Annotated in this window: 20 protein-coding genes; 8 read left to right on the top strand and 12 right to left on the bottom strand. The window is 71.9% G+C overall.

All coding sequences use genetic code 11. The features are described 5' to 3' along the window. Complete coding sequence (locus tag RM788_RS31740) at positions 1 to 1,047, bottom strand: NAD(P)-binding domain-containing protein (protein WP_315921924.1); 1,047 nt, start codon at positions 1,045 to 1,047, stop codon at positions 1 to 3. A gap of 93 nt (positions 1,048 to 1,140) precedes the next feature. On the opposite strand from RM788_RS31740, the gene RM788_RS31735 reads away from it, so the two are divergent. The 4 genes from RM788_RS31735 (at position 1,141) to bcp (ending at position 4,508) form a co-directional block, all read left to right on the top strand. Then, positions 1,141 to 2,046, top strand: a complete 906-nt coding sequence (locus RM788_RS31735) for a serine hydrolase (RefSeq protein WP_315921922.1) — start codon at positions 1,141 to 1,143, stop codon at positions 2,044 to 2,046. A gap of 58 nt (positions 2,047 to 2,104) precedes the next feature. After that, a complete protein-coding gene (locus RM788_RS31730; RefSeq protein WP_315921920.1) occupies positions 2,105 to 3,112 on the top strand; it encodes an LLM class flavin-dependent oxidoreductase in 1,008 nt (335 codons plus the stop codon). Positions 3,113 to 3,461: 349 nt separating this feature from the next. Continuing rightward, positions 3,462 to 4,010 carry a hypothetical protein gene (locus RM788_RS31725; RefSeq protein WP_315921918.1) on the top strand — a complete coding sequence of 183 codons (549 nt, stop codon included), beginning with the start codon at positions 3,462 to 3,464 and terminating at the stop codon, positions 4,008 to 4,010. 24 nt (positions 4,011 to 4,034) lie between these two features. Further along, positions 4,035 to 4,508: a thioredoxin-dependent thiol peroxidase gene (bcp, locus tag RM788_RS31720; RefSeq protein WP_315921916.1), complete on the top strand. Its 474-nt coding sequence runs from the start codon at positions 4,035 to 4,037 to the stop codon at positions 4,506 to 4,508. A 49-nt stretch (positions 4,509 to 4,557) separates the two neighbouring features. Here the strand turns inward: bcp and rdgB are convergent, their stop codons facing one another. Both rdgB and rph read right to left on the bottom strand, forming a co-directional pair. Next, on the bottom strand, positions 4,558 to 5,160 hold the full coding sequence (rdgB, locus tag RM788_RS31715) for an RdgB/HAM1 family non-canonical purine NTP pyrophosphatase (RefSeq protein ID WP_315921915.1): 603 nt from the start codon (positions 5,158 to 5,160) through the stop codon (positions 4,558 to 4,560). Further along, a complete protein-coding gene (rph, locus tag RM788_RS31710) occupies positions 5,157 to 5,927 on the bottom strand; it encodes a ribonuclease PH (RefSeq protein WP_315921913.1) in 771 nt (256 codons plus the stop codon). The genes rdgB and rph overlap by 4 nt, the downstream gene beginning before the upstream one ends. 62 nt (positions 5,928 to 5,989) lie before the next feature. Between rph and RM788_RS31705 the strand changes: the two genes are divergently transcribed. Further along, on the top strand, positions 5,990 to 6,508 hold the full coding sequence (locus RM788_RS31705) for a DUF2231 domain-containing protein (RefSeq protein WP_315921911.1): 519 nt from the start codon (positions 5,990 to 5,992) through the stop codon (positions 6,506 to 6,508). Between the two features lie 53 nt (positions 6,509 to 6,561). Here RM788_RS31705 and RM788_RS31700 read toward each other — a convergent pair whose 3' ends face one another. The 5 genes from RM788_RS31700 to RM788_RS31680 are packed head-to-tail and all read right to left on the bottom strand — an operon-like array spanning position 6,562 to position 9,679. Further along, positions 6,562 to 6,954, bottom strand: a complete 393-nt coding sequence (locus tag RM788_RS31700; protein WP_315921909.1) for an OsmC family protein — start codon at positions 6,952 to 6,954, stop codon at positions 6,562 to 6,564. A gap of 9 nt (positions 6,955 to 6,963) precedes the next feature. After that, positions 6,964 to 7,467 (bottom strand): hemerythrin domain-containing protein, encoded by a 504-nt coding sequence (locus RM788_RS31695; protein ID WP_315921907.1) that lies wholly within the window; start codon positions 7,465 to 7,467, stop codon positions 6,964 to 6,966. Between the two features lie 47 nt (positions 7,468 to 7,514). Continuing rightward, the gene (locus RM788_RS31690) at positions 7,515 to 8,234 is read right to left on the bottom strand and encodes an MBL fold metallo-hydrolase (RefSeq protein ID WP_315921905.1); all 720 of its coding nucleotides are present in this window, start codon (positions 8,232 to 8,234) and stop codon (positions 7,515 to 7,517) included. Between the two features lie 18 nt (positions 8,235 to 8,252). Beyond that, positions 8,253 to 9,047 carry a glutamate racemase gene (gene murI, locus RM788_RS31685; RefSeq protein WP_315921903.1) on the bottom strand — a complete coding sequence of 265 codons (795 nt, stop codon included), beginning with the start codon at positions 9,045 to 9,047 and terminating at the stop codon, positions 8,253 to 8,255. Beyond that, positions 9,044 to 9,679 (bottom strand): rhomboid family intramembrane serine protease, encoded by a 636-nt coding sequence (locus RM788_RS31680; RefSeq protein WP_315921901.1) that lies wholly within the window; start codon positions 9,677 to 9,679, stop codon positions 9,044 to 9,046. The genes murI and RM788_RS31680 overlap by 4 nt, the downstream gene beginning before the upstream one ends. 56 nt (positions 9,680 to 9,735) lie before the next feature. On the opposite strand from RM788_RS31680, the gene RM788_RS31675 reads away from it, so the two are divergent. From RM788_RS31675 to RM788_RS31665, 3 genes are all read left to right on the top strand, one after another. After that, positions 9,736 to 10,596, top strand: a complete 861-nt coding sequence (locus tag RM788_RS31675; RefSeq protein ID WP_315921899.1) for an SMP-30/gluconolactonase/LRE family protein — start codon at positions 9,736 to 9,738, stop codon at positions 10,594 to 10,596. A 103-nt stretch (positions 10,597 to 10,699) separates the two neighbouring features. Further along, on the top strand, positions 10,700 to 11,296 hold the full coding sequence (locus tag RM788_RS31670) for a PadR family transcriptional regulator (protein ID WP_315921897.1): 597 nt from the start codon (positions 10,700 to 10,702) through the stop codon (positions 11,294 to 11,296). Next, entirely contained in the window at positions 11,293 to 12,489 is a 1,197-nt protein-coding gene (locus RM788_RS31665; protein ID WP_315921895.1) for an FAD-dependent monooxygenase, read from the top strand. The genes RM788_RS31670 and RM788_RS31665 overlap by 4 nt, the downstream gene beginning before the upstream one ends. A gap of 3 nt (positions 12,490 to 12,492) precedes the next feature. Here the strand turns inward: RM788_RS31665 and RM788_RS31660 are convergent, their stop codons facing one another. Genes RM788_RS31660 through RM788_RS31645 form a run of 4 tightly spaced genes read right to left on the bottom strand, consistent with a single transcriptional unit; the run spans position 12,493 to position 15,031 of the window. After that, entirely contained in the window at positions 12,493 to 13,260 is a 768-nt protein-coding gene (locus RM788_RS31660) for an MBL fold metallo-hydrolase (protein WP_315921893.1), read from the bottom strand. A gap of 33 nt (positions 13,261 to 13,293) precedes the next feature. Beyond that, positions 13,294 to 14,244 carry a PLP-dependent cysteine synthase family protein gene (locus RM788_RS31655; RefSeq protein WP_315921891.1) on the bottom strand — a complete coding sequence of 317 codons (951 nt, stop codon included), beginning with the start codon at positions 14,242 to 14,244 and terminating at the stop codon, positions 13,294 to 13,296. Positions 14,245 to 14,250: 6 nt separating this feature from the next. Continuing rightward, complete coding sequence (locus RM788_RS31650) at positions 14,251 to 14,523, bottom strand: MoaD/ThiS family protein (RefSeq protein ID WP_315921889.1); 273 nt, start codon at positions 14,521 to 14,523, stop codon at positions 14,251 to 14,253. Positions 14,524 to 14,575: 52 nt separating this feature from the next. Next, positions 14,576 to 15,031 (bottom strand): M67 family metallopeptidase, encoded by a 456-nt coding sequence (locus tag RM788_RS31645; RefSeq protein WP_315921887.1) that lies wholly within the window; start codon positions 15,029 to 15,031, stop codon positions 14,576 to 14,578. Positions 15,032 to 15,150 lie beyond the last annotated feature (119 nt).

The following is a 15,150-nucleotide window of genomic DNA, read 5'->3' as shown; positions in this document are numbered from 1 at the left end:
TCAGACTAGTGCGGGCGCCAGCAGTTCCCCGATCTCCCGCACAGCCGCGCGACCGGCCCTCGACGCGCCGACGGTGCTGGCCGACGGGCCGTAGCCGACCAGGTGGACGCGGGGATCGGCGACCACGCGGGTGCCGTCGAGCCTGATGCCGCCGCCGGGACCGCGCAGGCGCAGCGGGGACAGGTGGTCGATCGCGGCGCGGAAGCCGGTGGCCCACAGGATCGCGTCGGCGCGGACCTCGCGGCCGTCGGCCCAGGCGACGCCGGTGGGCGTGATCCGGTCGAACAGCGGCAGCCGGTCCAGCAGGCCGGCTTCCTGCGCGGCGCGCACCTCGGGCGTGCGGAACAGGCCCGTGACGCTGACGACGCTGGCGGGTGGGCGGCCCGCGCGGACTGCCTCGTCGACCCGCGCCACCACGGCGCGGCCGATCTCGTGGGTGAACGGCTCGTCGGTGAACAGCGGCTCGCGGCGGGTGACCCAGGTGACGGTGGCGTGCCGCGCGATCTCCAGCTGGAGCTGGATCGCCGACGAGCCGCCGCCGACGACCACGACGTGCTGCCCGGCGAACTCCTCGGGGCGCGCGTAGTCCGCGGTGTGCAGCTGGCGGCCGCGGAAGGTCTCCTGGCCGGGGTAGCGCGGCCAGAACGGGCGCGTCCACGTGCCGGTGGCGTTGATCAGCGCGCGGGCGGACCAGGTCTCGTCGGCGCTCTCGACCAGCAGCCTGCCGTCGACGCCCTCGCGGACCGCGGTCACGGTCACCGGGCGGACGACGTCGATCCCGTTGCGACGTTCGAAGTCGGCGAAGTAGGCGGGCAGCACCTCGTTGGCGGGCGCGCTGTCGTCGACCACCTCGAACGGCATCCCCGGCAGGTCGTGGACGCCGTGCACGGTCGCCATCCGCAGCGTCGGCCAGCGGTGCCGCCACGCGCCGCCGGGACCCGCGTCGGCGTCCAGCACCACGTGCTCCAGCCCAGCCCTGCGCAGGAAGTACCCGCTGGACAGACCAGCCTGCCCCGCTCCGACCACCGCGACGTCGACTTCGATCACCTCCGTTGCAACGCCGGGACACCGCGGCTGCTTCCGTCGCCCCCATCACAAAAGCGTGAGCGAAATGTCAGTGCCCATCGCTAGGTTCTCACCGTGAACAAGATCCGTTCCACGACAATCGCCCTCGTCGCGGCCGCCGCGATGGCGGCGACCGCGGTGCTCCCGGCAGGCGCGCAGGAAGCACCGGCTGCCCCGCAGTCGGTGGTGTCCTCCGACGTCACGGTGGCGTTCGCGGTGTTCGACCGCACGTCGAACCGCACCACCCTCCAGTACAACGAGCACAAGAAGATCCGGTCCGCGTCGGTCGTGAAGATCCTCATCGCGCTCGACTACTTCGAGACCTACGGGGCCGACACCGAGATCCCGGCCGCGGACCTCGCCCTGCTCCAGCCGATGCTGCGCTCCAGCGACGACAACGCCGCCAGCGAGCTCTGGGTCCGGCTGGGCTGGGAGGAGATCGTCGAACGGGCGGTCGTGCGGCTGCACCTGCACGACACCGAGCCGCCGGTCAACGTCGGTTTCTGGGGGTACACGGCGCTGAGCGCGGCGGACGTCGTGACGATCTACCGCCACGTCCTCGACGAGGCGCGCCCGAAGGTCCGCGACTTCGTCATGGGGAACCTGCACCAGGCGACGGCGTGCGCGACCGACGGGTTCGACCAGTCGTTCGGCATCCCGCGCGCGGTGCCGGGCGACGTCGCGTTCAAGCAGGGTTGGTCGCGGTTCGGCGACGTGCCGCCGCGTCCGTGCGTCGAGCCCAAGCCGAAGATCGCCAACGGTGCGGCGAAGGAGGGTCCGCTGTCCGAACGAGGGGTGGCCGCGGACCTCGACCTGACCAGCCCGGCGATGCACACCACCGGCACCTACGGCGGTGGCGACCGCAAGATCATGGCCGTGCTGACGCTGGAGCCGGAAGGCACCACCTGGGACGAGTCCGCCCAGCGGATCACCCTCGTCACCGGCGCCGTGTACCTGGCGGAGCGCTTCATCGCGGGCTGAACCCTGTGACACCACGCACGGGCGGGAATTCCTCCGCCCGTGCGTGGTTGCTCGTTGTATGAGCAGACTCCGCGACGTCCCGCTGTCCGTACTAGACCTGGCCATCATCGGCAGCGGTTCGGACGCGACCGCGGCGCTGCGGAACACGACCGAACTCGCCCAGCAGGTCGAACGCCTCGGGTACCAGCGGTTCTGGCTGGCCGAGCACCACGGCATGCCGGGCATCGCCAGCTCGTCGCCCGCCGTGCTCATCGGGCACATCGCCTCCGCCACCAGCACGCTGCGCGTCGGCTCCGGCGGCGTGATGCTGCCCAACCACGCGCCGCTCGTCATCGCGGAGCAGTTCGGCACGCTCACCGCCCTGCACCCCGGCCGCATCGACCTCGGCATCGGCCGCGCGCCCGGCACCGACCAGAAGACCGCCCGCGCGCTGCGCCGCACCACCGGCGCGCTGTCCGCGGAGGACTTCCCGCAGCAGCTCACCGAACTGGTGGGGTACTTCGACGGCACCGAGGACATCAGCGCCGTGCCCGCGGGCGGCAACAAGCCCCCCGTGTGGCTGCTCGGCTCCAGCGGCTACAGCGCGCAGGTCGCGGGCATCCTGGGCCTGCCGTTCGCGTTCGCCCACCACTTCAGCGCGGAGAACACGCTGCCCGCGCTGGCCCTGTACCGGCAGAACTTCCGGCCGTCCGCAGTGCTCAGCGAGCCGTACGCGATGATCTGCGCCGCCGTGATGGCCGCCGACACGATGGAGCACGCCCGGTGGATCTCCGGTCCCGCCGCGCTGTCGTTCCTGCGGCTGCGCAGCGGCAACCCCGGCCTGTTCCCGACGCCGGAGGAGGCCGCCGAGCACCCGTACAGCGACCTGGAGCGGATGTTCATCGAGGACCGGGCGTCGTCGATGGTCATCGGCGACCCGGAGACCGTCGACAAGGGCCTGGCCAAGCTGCTCGACGACACGCAGGCCGACGAACTCATGATCACGACGATGGTGCACTCCAACGCCGACCGGATCCGGTCGTACGAGCTGATCAGCGAGCTGGCCGGGCACCCGGTCGCGGTGTGACGTGAGGATTACTCGACTAACCCGTACGGGTGAATCCGGCAGAAGGGTGTAGCACCTGCCGCACGACTCGCGATGATCCGGTTGAGCGCGCACGCCCCCCGACGCGCTCACTTGTTGACGGACCTCCGGGTCCGTGGTCGAAGCACCACATATCGGCCGCCGCCGCGATCGGCGTGGACGGTGCCCCCAGTGGCGCCGCCCACGCCGTCGGCGGTTGGTCATCACGTCTTGGCCACAGCCAGGCACCAGGTGCGAATCAAGGGGCCGAATCCGCACCGCACTCCCCGAAACACCGTCATGGTGGTGGCAGTCGCAGTCGCGCCCACCGCCGGGGCGGAAAGGGGAGTTCGTGAAGTTCGCCAAACTGGCCGTCGGCATCTGCCTGACCATGGCCGTGGCGGGATGTGCGGGCGCCCCCGACCTCGTCGGCGCGCCCGCGGCCCAGGCCAAGGAAACCCCCGCGTTGCGCGCGGGCGGTGTCGCCGACGCCCCCTCCGCGCCCCCGTACACGGCCTTCGGCGCCGAGCACGTGTGGACGACCGGCCTGTCCGTGACGATCGGCCAGCCGCGGTCGCTGCAACCCAGCGAAACGGCCTTCCCCCAGGCCCCGCGCACCGCCGTGTTCACCGTGACGATCACCAACGGCAGCAAGTCCGAGTACCACCCGGCACAGCTCGCGGTGCACGCGGTGGTCGACGGCAAGCCCGCCCAGGAGGTCATCGACTCGGTGCAGGGCCTCAACGGCATCGGCGCCGCCGTCCGCGAACTCCCGGCGGGCCGCGACACCACCGTCACGCTGGCGTTCGCCGTGCCGAAGGAGGCGGTGCACATGCAGCTCACCGTCGAACCCAACGCCGCCGACCAGGAGCCCAGCGCGACCTTCGAGGGCCAGGCCTGACCGCCCCTTGTAGCGTCTGGGGGCATGAGCGAGCAGCAGCGCCTTTCCCCCGGCGACCAGGCGCCGGCGTTCACCCTCCCCGACAGCGAGGGCAAGCCGGTCTCCCTGTCGGACTACCTGGGTCGATCCGTCGTCGTCTACTTCTACCCCGCGGCCGGCACGCCCGGCTGCACGAAGCAGGCGTGCGACTTCCGCGACAGCATCGGGACCCTCGGCGAATCCGGCTATAACGTCGTCGGCATCTCGCCCGACAAGCCCGAGAAGCTCGCCGAGTTCGCCACCGCCGAGGGCCTGAACTTCCCGCTCCTGTCCGATGTGGACCGCTCGGTCCTGGCCGCGTGGGGCGCGTACGGCGAGAAGCAGAACTACGGCAAGACGGTGGTCGGCGTGATCCGCTCGACGTTCCTCGTGGACGCCGAGGGCAAGATCGCCAAGGCCATGTACAACGTCCGCGCGACCGGCCACGTGGCCAAGCTGCTGCGGGAACTGCCCGCCTGACCGGCTGACGTCGGTGCTCCCCGTGGGCGCACCGACGTCAGACCGCGGATCAGGCCAACGCCCTCAGGTTCGGCAGCAGCAGCCTCAGCGCCCGGCCGCGGTGCGACAGGGCGTCCTTCTCCTCCGGCGTCATCTGCGCCGACGTGACCTCGTGCTCCTCGGGCACGAAGATCGGGTCGTACCCGAAGCCGTTGGTGCCGGTCATCCCGCGCGCGATCGTCCCGCGCCACTCGCCCCGCACCACGGTCGACTCGCCACCCGGCACCACCAGCGCCGCCGCGCACACGAAACCGCCGCCACGCCGGTCGTCGGGGACGTCGCCGAGCTGGCCGAGCACCAGGTCCACGTTGGCCTGGTCGTCGCCGTGCTTGCCGGACCAGCGGGCCGAGAGCACGCCGGGCATGCCGTTGAGGGCGTCGATCGCGATGCCGGAGTCGTCGGCGACCGACGGCAGACCGGTCGCGACAGCGGCGTCGCGGGCCTTGGCGAGGGCGTTGCCCTCGAACGTGGGCTCGGTCTCCGGGGCCTCGGGGAAGGGCGCGACGTCGTCGAGGCCGACGACCTCGATGCCGTCGAGGCCCTCGGCGGCCAGGATGCGGCGCAGTTCCGCCAACTTCTTGGCGTTGCGGGACGCCAGCAGGAGCCGGGTCACGAGCGCGACTTCTTCGGCTTCGGCTCGGGCAGGACGCCGGGGTACGGGGCGGCGAGCGCCTCGGCCTGGAGGCGGTTCAGCTCGGCGCAGCCCGCCAACGCGAAGTCGAGCATCTTGTCCAGGGTGGACCTGGCGAAGGTGGCGCCCTCGCCGGTGCCCTGCACCTCGATGAGCGTGCCCGCGTCGGTGGCGACGACGTTCATGTCGACCTCCGCCCGCGAGTCCTCCTCGTACGGCAGGTCCAGCCGGACGCGGCCGTCCACGACGCCCACCGAGACGGCCGAGACGGCGCACGCCAACGGCTTCGGGTCGGCGAGGCGGCCCGCGGCGCCGAGCCAGGTGATGGCGTCGGCCAGCGCGACGTAACCGCCGGTCACGGCCGCGGTGCGGGTGCCGCCGTCGGCCTGGATGACGTCGCAGTCGATCACGATGGTGTTCTCGCCCAGCGCGGCCAGGTCGATGCACGCGCGCAGCGAGCGGCCGATCAGCCTGCTGATCTCGTGGGTGCGGCCGCCGATCCTGCCCTTCACGGACTCGCGGTCGCTGCGGCTGTGCGTGGCGGACGGCAGCATCGCGTACTCGGCCGTCACCCACCCCAGCCCGGAGCCCGCCCGCCAGCGCGGCACACCCTCGGTCACGCTCGCGGCGCACAGCACCCTGGTGTTGCCGAACTCCACCAGCACGGAGCCAGCAGGCCACTGCTGGTAGCCGCGGGTGATCCGGATGTCGCGCAGCACGTCGTCGTTCCTGCCATCGGTCCTCAGCACCTCACTACCCTAAGGTGCTCGCCAGGTGAACCAAGGGACGGCCCACCGGCGTAGGGAGAGGCATGGCACTCGCAGACGACCTGGTGACGCTCGACGGGATACCGGCGCACCCCCTTCTGGTCCACGCCGTCGTGGTCCTGCTGCCCCTCGCGGCGGTGGGCGCGATCGTGTTGGCGGTCCGGCCGCAGTGGCGGCGCAAGTTCGCGTGGCCCGTGCTGGCGCTGACCGTGGCGGGCGTGGGAGCGGTACCGCTGGCCCAGAAGGCCGGTGAGCAGTTGGAGGCGAAGCTCGCGGGCCTGGACAACCCGCTGATCGCGAAGCACGCGGACCTGGGCAACGACCTGCTGCCGTTCGCGCTGGGCTTCCTGGTGGCGGTGGTGCTGCTGGTGGTCGCGGGACGCCTCGCCGACCGCGAGCGGACGGCCGCGGCGGAGTCGCCGGACGTCCCGAAGACGTGGCGGCGCATCGCGATCGCGATGTCGGTGCTGGTGGTGCTCGCGGGTGTCGCGAGCACCGTGCAGACCGTCCGGATCGGACACAGCGGCGCGACGGCCGTGTGGGACGGCGTGGGCACGGGCTGAGGCGGGTTCCCGGATCCCGTCGGGCTACCGCGGACGGGATCCGGGGAACGGGCTCAGGGCAGGGTCAACGGCGTGGTCGCCGACTGCTTCAGCGTGCGCGTGACCGTGCACAGCTGGTCGACGGCCCGGCGCACCACGGCCTCCAGCGCTTCCCGCTGGGCGTCGTCCAACCCGGACAGGTCGTAGTCCAGCGACACCGGCACGGTGCCGACCTCGTGCGCGCCCTCGGCCTGCACGTGGTCGGCCCGTGCCGTGAACCCACCGGCACGACGGGTGATCAGCGTCTCGGCCGTCACCGCGGCGCACCCCGCCGCGGCGGCCAGCAGCAGCTCGACCGGGCTGAAGGACCCGTCCTGGTCCTTGCGCCCGATCCGGACCTCGGCGCCGCGCCCGTTGGACGCGACGAAGCTGTGCTGACCGACCCGCCGCACCTCTACGCTCGACACGCGTGAAAGCTAGTCGATCCGGTCGGCCGTGGCCTTGGCCAGCCTGCGGACGTACTCGATGTCGCCGCAGCCGTCGGAGATCCGCTCCTGGCGCTCCTCGAGGAAGTCCTTGCCCAGTTCGGCGCGGCGCTCGTCGGCGACCTGCTCGCGGGCGTCGTTGAGGATGGTCCGCTCCTCCTCGTCGACGTGGTGGTTGAGCGCCTCGACGAGCTCCTCGAGCTTGTCCTCCCACTCGTCGGACTCGGTGTCGGAGACCTCCATGAGCGCGAGCAGCGCCTGGTGGCCCTCGGCGTGCTCCTCGGCGCCGTGGTCGACCTCGTCGTCGTCGACCTCCTTGTAGCGCTTGAGCGCCGAGTAGACCTTCGACTCCTCCGCCTCGGCGTGCGCCACGAGCAGCTCCGCGAGCTCGCCCAGGAGGGTGGTGCGGTCGGCGGTGCGGTCCCTCAGGTCGCGGAACAGCTCTTCGAACCGGCGGTGGTCGGCCAGGATCAGCTCGACGACATCGGTAGCCATGTTTTCTTCCTCCTGTGGTGGGTGAGTGCGGATACCCACCGCGCCCGCTAGCCAATCCGGTAGCTCTCCCCCTGCCTCGCGAGTTCCACCGGACCGGCGAACCCCGCGCGCGCGTGGGCGAGCAGGGCCTGGTGATCGGCCCAGGGTTCGATGTGCGTGAGCAGCACCCGGCCGACCCCGGCCTCGGTGGCGGAGGTGCCGGGGCAGCCGCCGCGGCCCGCTTCGGCCAGCAGCAGGTCGACCCCGGCCGCCAGCGGCAGCACCAGGGTCAGCCCCGTGTAGGCCAATGAGACCCCGCCCGAGGTGATGCGGAACCCGAACACCCGACCCCCGGCGTCATGGGCGGAGACGACCTCGAACGGTCCTATGTGGATGGTCCCCTCGACGAGCGGCCGGAAGTCGAAGACGTCGGACAGGTCGGTCCGCGCCAGCTCGTCGGCGTTCTCCGCGTAGGCCCTGGCGAACCGGTCCGGAGCCTCACCGGGGGCGTGCACGGGCAGCCGCCGCGCGGTCGTGTCGTAGGGCGGGTCGGGGTGGTAGCGGCGCAGCACGGTCAGCGCGGTGAGGTCGCTGCAGTGGTCGGGGCACAGCCGCGACAGCAGCAGCGCGTCGACCTCGAACGCGTCGCAGCGGGTCTGGAGCGCGGCGAGGGCACCGCTGCCGAAGTCGACGACGAGCCGGAAGCCGTCGGACTCGAGGAGGTAGCCCGACGCGGCGGCGTCGGGTCCGGGCAGGCCGCCTGAGCAGCCGAGAACGGTCAGGAGCACGCGTGCGAGCCTCGCACGTCACCCCGTGGTGTGAAACGAAGTGACACCCAGTTGGGGTAGGAAGCGCCTGGCCAGCTTGGTGAACGGGGCCAGCGGGCCGGTGCAGGTGAACAGCTGGTCGGGTTCGCCCTCGCGGAACAGGTCGCGCTCGGTGAGCACCCGCATGACGTCCTTGACCGTCTCCTCGGCGCTGGACACCAGCGTCACGTTCTCCCCCATCACGATCTGGAGGACTCCGGTCAGCAGCGGGTAGTGCGTGCAGCCGAGCACGAGGGTGTCGACGTCGGCCTGCTGGAGCGGCTCCAGGTACCCCTGCGCCAGCCCGAGCACCTGGCGGCCCGACGTGGTGCCGCGCTCGACGAAGTCGACGAACCGGGGGCACGCCACCGCGGTCACCTCGACGTCGCGGGCGGCGGCGAACGAGTCCTGGTACGCGCCGGAGTTGATCGTGCTGGCGGTGCCGATCACGCCGATGCGGCCGGTGCGGGTGGTGGCGACCGCTCGCCGCACGGCCGGGATGATCACCTCGACCACGGGCACGTCGTAGCGCTCGCGGGCGTCGCGCAGGCAGGCCGCGGACGCGGTGTTGCAGGCCATCACGATCATCTTGGCACCGTCGGCCACCAGCCGGTCGGCCAGCGCCAGCGCGTGCCTGCGGACCTCGGCGATCGGCAGCGGCCCGTACGGGCTGTTCGCGGTGTCGCCGATGTAGCGGATCCGCTCGCCCGGCAGCTGCTCCATGATCGCCCGCGCGACGGTGAGCCCGCCGCCGCCGGAGTCGAAGATGCCGATCGGGTCGTCCGCTGAAGTCACACCCCGAGGCTAGCTGGCACCGCGACCCGCTCGTGGCGCGCGTCCCTGGCCACGCCCCACGCGGCCAGGATGCCGCCGAGCGCGCCGAACAGGTGGCCCTCCCAGGAGACGCCGGGCTGGCCGGGCAGCACGCCCCACAGGGCCCAGCCGTACGCCGTGAACACCGCGACGGCCACCAGGATCTGCAACGGGCTGCGCGCGAAGATGCCGCGCACGAGCAGGAACGCGAGGTAGCCGAAGATCAGCCCAGAGGCGCCGATGTGGCTCGCGGGCGAGCCGACGAGCCAGATGCCGAGCCCGCTGGTCAGCCAGATGACGACGGTGACCTGCGAGAACTGCTTGAGCCCTCCCGAGGTCGCCAGGAAGCCGAGGATCAGCAGCGGCACCGCGTTGCCGGTCAGGTGGCTCCAGCCGCCGTGCAGCAGCGGGTACCAGATGAGGTTGTCCCACTGGGTGAAGTCGCGCGGGATCACGCCGTCGTCGTCGAGCGTGTGCCCGAGCGCGGTGTCGACCGCCTCGATCACGAAGAGCAGCCCCACGAAGCCCGCGACGACCGCCGCGGACAGCAGCGGCTGCGGCGGGATGATCCGCTTGGAGAGCTGCCTGGGAGCCTGCACCCGTGTCGAGTCCACGCGACCAGGTTACGTGCGGCGCGGGGAAAAAGGGCAGGTCCGCCTAAGGTGGGGCGGTGTCGATCGACGTAGCGGTGCGCATCAAGGCCGAACTGGGCGAAGGACCGACCTGGGACCGGATCAGCTCCACCCTGTTGTGGGTGGACATCCTGGCCGGGGAGGTGCACCGCTACGCGCCCGCCCGTGACGACGACGCGGTGCTGACGATGTCCCAGCACGTCGGCGCGGCCAAGCCGCGGGCCATGGGCGGCCTGGTGCTGAACCTGCGCGAGGGCGTCGCGCTGGTCGACCGGGACGGGACCAAGACGTGGCTCGTCTACTGGGCGCGCGACGGGGTGCGCGGCAACGACGCGGCCGTCGACGCGGCGGGCAGGCTGTGGGCGGGCACCATGCGCTACGACGCCGGCGCGGGCGGCGGCTGGCTGGCCCGCGTGGAGCCGACCGGCGCCGCGAAGGTGGTGCTGGACAAGGTGACCATCAGTAACGGCGTCGGCTGGAGCCCCGACGGCACGCTGATGTACTTCATCGACACCCCGGAGAACCGGATCGACGTGCTGGACTACGACGTCGAGACCGGCGAAGCCACGTCACGGCGTCCGCTGTGCGCGGTCGAGGGCACCGCGGGCAGTCCGGACGGGCTGACCGTCGACGCCGAGGGCTGCGTGTGGGTGGCGCTGTGGGGCGGGGCGGCCGTGCGCCGGTACACCCCCGACGGCCGGTTGGACCGCGAGATCCCGCTGCCGGTCGACCAGCCCACCGCGTGCTGCTTCGGCGGCGACGACCTGACCGACCTGTACGTGACGTCCGCGCGGTCCGGGCTCGACGAGGCGGCGCTGGACGCGCGGCCGCTGTCCGGCTCGGTGCTGGTCCTGCCCGGCGTCGGCGTCGGCGTGCAGTCGACCGCGTTCGCGGGCTGACCGATCCCCCCGGCTCGTCCGGCGGACGAGCACGCCGGTCCAAATAGTTGACACTGACTAATCGGGCATGGATAGTCGATCCTGACTACGAGATGAGGATGTCGTGGCGAAGCGGCGCAAGGTGGCCAACCCACTCGCACTGGCTGTGCTCGCCGAACTGCTGATGGGGCCGCTGCACCCGTACGAGATCGGGCGGCGGCTCACGCAGCACGACAAGGGCCGCAACATCAAGTACAACCGCGGCTCGCTGTACATGGTGGTGGAGCAGCTGGTGAAGGCCGGCTTCATCACCGAGGACGGGACGGTCCGCGACACCCAGCGGCCGGAGCGGACGATCTACGCGCTCACCGACGACGGCCGGGCCGAGCTGCACGACTGGCTGCGCGACCTGGTCGCCGAGCCGGAGCACGAGTTCCCGAAGTTCGGGGTCGCGCTCTCGCTGCTGGTCGTGCTGCGGCCCGCCGAGGCCGTCGAACTGCTCGGCCTGCGCCACGCGGCGCTGACCGGGGAGATCGAGCAGATCCGCGCCGACGTCAAGGCCACCACCGACGGCGGTGTGGCGTGGGTGTTCGTGGTCGAGGAGGAGTACCGCCTCGCGGTGCTCGAAGCCGAGGCCCGTTTCGTCACGACCCTCGTCGAGTCGCTCGGGAAGCAGGACTACGTCCGGATGTGGCAGGCGATGTTCGGAGGGGCGACATGAGTGGAGCACGAACGGCGCTGGTGATCGGCGGAGGGCTCGCCGGGCCGGTGACGGCGCTGGCGCTGCGCAAGGCGGGGATCGACGCGACCGTGTACGAGGCGTACGGGACCACGGCCGACGGCATCGGCGGCCAGCTGACCGTGGCGCCGAACGGACTGGACGCGCTGGGGAGCATCGGCGCGGCCGACGCCGTGACGGCCGTCGGGCAGCCCATGCGGCGCACCGTCATGGCCAACGGCAGGGGCCGGGTGCTCAGCGAGTTCGAGGCGCTGCCGGACCTGGCGCCGAGCCGGGCGATGTGGCGGTCCGAGCTGTACCGGGCGCTGCACGACCACGCCGCGGCGGAAGGCGTGCGGACCGAGCACGGCAGGCGGCTGGTCGGGGTGGACGAGACCGCGGACGGCGTGACCGCCCGGTTCGCCGACGGGACCAGCGCCACCGCCGACGTGCTGGTCGGCGCGGACGGCATCGGCTCGACCGTGCGGACGCTGATCGACCCGAACGCCGCGGGCCCGTCGCACGTGCCGCTGCTGAACTTCGGCGCGGCCGCCGACATCACCGTGCCGGGCGAGCCGGACGCGGCGCACTTCGTGTTCGGCAGGCGGGCGTTCCTCGGCTACTGGATCCAGCCCGACGGCCGCACGTCGTGGTTCGGCAACCTGCCGCACCAGGCGAGGATGACCTCCGCCGAGGCCCGTGCCGTGCCCGCCGGGCAGTGGCTCGACCGGCTCCGCGAGGTCTACGCCGACGACGTGCCGGGCCGGGAGCTGTTGGCGCACACCGATCCCGCCCGGCTGTGCGCGTTCGGGTCGATGGAGATCCTGCCGAAGGTCGCGGCGTGGCACCGCGGCCGCATGGTGCTCGTCGGCGACGCCGCGCACGCGCCGTCGTCGAGTTCGGGGCAGGGCGCGGCGCTGGCCGCGGAGAGCGCCGTGCAGCTCGCCCGGTGCCTGCGCGACCTGCCGGACGTGCCCAGCGCCTTCGCCGCCTACGAGCGGCTGCGCCGACCGCGGGTGGAGAAGGTCGCCGCGCGGGCCGCGAGGACCAACAACACCAAGGGTTTCGGCCCGATCGCAAGCGCGGTCATGGGGTTGATGATGCCGCTCGCGCTGAAAACCGTCCTCACGCCGGAGAAGATGCTCGGCATCGAGCAGCGGCACCACATCGACTGGGCGGAAACCGTTGCGGCGTAAGCGCTACACCTCGTAGACGCCGTCCTGTTCGACCAGTTCCGCCCGGCCGCCCGCGAAGACGCCCGCGGCGTCGGCAAGCACGGCGTCGCGATCGGACCAGGGCAGCACGTGGGTCAGCAGCAGCCGCCCCACCCCCGCCTCGACCGCGACGCCCGCCGCCTCCCGGCCGCTCATGTGCAGGTTGTCCGGCCTGCTCCCCCGGTCCACCCACGCCGTGTCGGCGAGCAGCACGTCCGCTCCCCTGGCCAGTTCCACGAGTTCCGGGCACACCGCCGTGTCACCGGAGAACACCAGCGACCGGCCCCCGCACTCGATCCGGAACCCGTAGGCCTCGCAGATGTGCCGCATCGGCGCCACCTCCACGGTGCACGGCCCGAGGCGGAACTCCCCCCGCCGCAACGGGAAGAACTCGAACACGTCCTCCAGCGACTCCGGGTCCGCCCGGCTCGCGGCGTGCGCGTGGGCCAGCCGTTCGGGCGCGCCGGACGGCGCGTGCACCGGCAGCCTGCGCTCCCGCGGGTCGTAGGGCGGGCGGGGGTGGTGGCGGCGGAACGTCGTCAGGGACGCGAAGTCCGCGCAGTGGTCGAGGTGCAGGTGCGACAGCAGCAGCGCGTCCACGTCGAACGGCGAGCAGTGCTTCTGCAGCTTGCCGAACGTGCCGCCGCCGAGGTCGACCACCAGCCGGAAGCCCTCGGCCTCCACCAGGTAGCCCGACGTCGGGAGACCAGGGCCCGGCACACTGCCCGAACAGCCGAGCACGGTGATCTTCACCGGAGGAGGATAACCGCGACCACGGCTACCGGATCAGGCCCAAAGGTGGCCGTCGAGGCGTTCCGACGCTTCGTCGAGCGTGCCCGCGTACGCGCCGGTGGACAGGTACTTCCAGCCGCCGTCGGCCACGATGAACACCACGTCGGCCTGGTCGCCCGTGCCCGCGGCCTTCTCCGCCACGGCGAGCGCGGCGTGCAGGATGGCGCCGGTGGAGATGCCCGCGAAGATGCCTTCGGACTCCAGCAGCTGACGAGTGCGGCGCAGGGCGTCGTAGGAGCCGACCGAGTAGCGGCCGGTGAGCACGGAGGCGTCGTACAGCTCCGGCACGAAACCCTCTTCGAGGTTGCGCAGGCCGTAGACGAGTTCGCCGTAGCGGGGTTCGGCGGCGATGATCTGCACGTCCGGCTTCCGCTCGCGCAGGAACCGGCCGACGCCGACGAGCGTGCCGGTCGTGCCGAGTCCGGCCACGAAGTGCGTGATGGACGGCAGGTCGCGCAGGATCTCGGGGCCGGTGCCGTTGTAGTGCGCGAGGGCGTTGGCGGGGTTGCCGTACTGGTAGAGCATCACCCAGTCCGGGTTCTGCCTGGCCAGCTCCTTGGCGCTCGCCACGGCCTGGTTGGAGCCGCCCGCGGCGGGCGAGAACACGACGCGCGCGCCGTACGCCTGGAGCAGCTGCTTGCGCTCCACCGACGTGTTCTCCGGCATCACGCACACCAGGCCGTAGCCCTTGAGCTTCGCGGCCATCGCCAGCGCGATCCCGGTGTTGCCCGAGGTGGGCTCCAGGATCGTGCAGCCCGGCGTGAGCAGCCCGTCCCGCTCCGCCGCCTCGATCATGGCCAGCGCGGGCCGGTCCTTGATCGAGCCGGTCGGGTTGCGGTCCTCCAGCTTCGCCCAGATCCGGACGTTCTCCGACGGCGACAGCCTGGGGAGGCCGACCAGCGGGGTGTCGCCGAGGGCGTCGAGCAGCGAGTCGTACCGGGCCACGGGGGATCAGCCGCCCGCGACGGCCGGGAGGATCGTGACGTTGTCGCCGTCCTTGACGGCCGCTTCGAGGCCACCGGAGAAGCGGACGTCCTCGTCGTTGACGTAGACGTTCACGAACCGGTGCAGCGAGCCCTCCTTGACCAGGCGGGACTTCAGGCCGCCGTGGTTGGCCTCCAGGTCGTCGATGACCTGGGCGAGCGTGGTGCCCGCGGCCTCGACGGACTTCTGCCCACCGGTGTGGGTGCGCAGGATGGTGGGGATGGAGACGGTGACGGCCATGCTCGGAACCTCCGGGAGGGGAGAACGGGACAGCGAACGGGCGACGACGCGCTCAGGAGCCGTCGGGGGTGTCGTCGAGGCCGGTGTGCGCGAACATGTACGACTCCACGACCTGCACCGGCTCCTCGGCCACCACGCCGTCCACGATCCGGTAGGAGCGCAGTTCGTGCTCCTCCGGGTCCGAGGTGCCGATCAGCACGTAGTGCGCGTCGGGCTCCTGGGCGTAGGAGATGTCGGTGCGCGACGGGTACGGCTCGGTGGCCGTGTGCGAGTGGTAGACGACCACCGGCACCTCGTCGGCGCGCTCCATCTCGCGGTGCACCTTGAGCTGCTCCGCGGAGTCGAAGCGGTAGAAGGTCGGCGAGCGCTCGGCGTTCAGCATGGGGACGAACCGCTCCGGGCGGTCCGAGCCCTCGGGCCCGGCGATCTGACCGCACGCCTCGTCCGGGTGGTCACGACGGGCGTGCGCCACCATCGCGTCCACCAGATCACGACGAATCACCAACACGCGTCCATCCTACGTGGTGGCGGAAGCCGTCCTACCGTGTGAGAACCCTCGCGAGTCGAACACTCAGACACCCCGTGTCGAACGCTCAGGCACCCCCACCCGGCACCCCGGGGTGTCTG

The sequence above is a fragment of the Umezawaea sp. Da 62-37 genome, from assembly GCF_032460545.1.
Lineage (GTDB): Bacteria > Actinomycetota > Actinomycetes > Mycobacteriales > Pseudonocardiaceae > Umezawaea.
The sequence above is the reverse complement of the archived record's forward strand: the minus strand, read 5'-3'. Positions and strand labels throughout refer to the sequence as shown.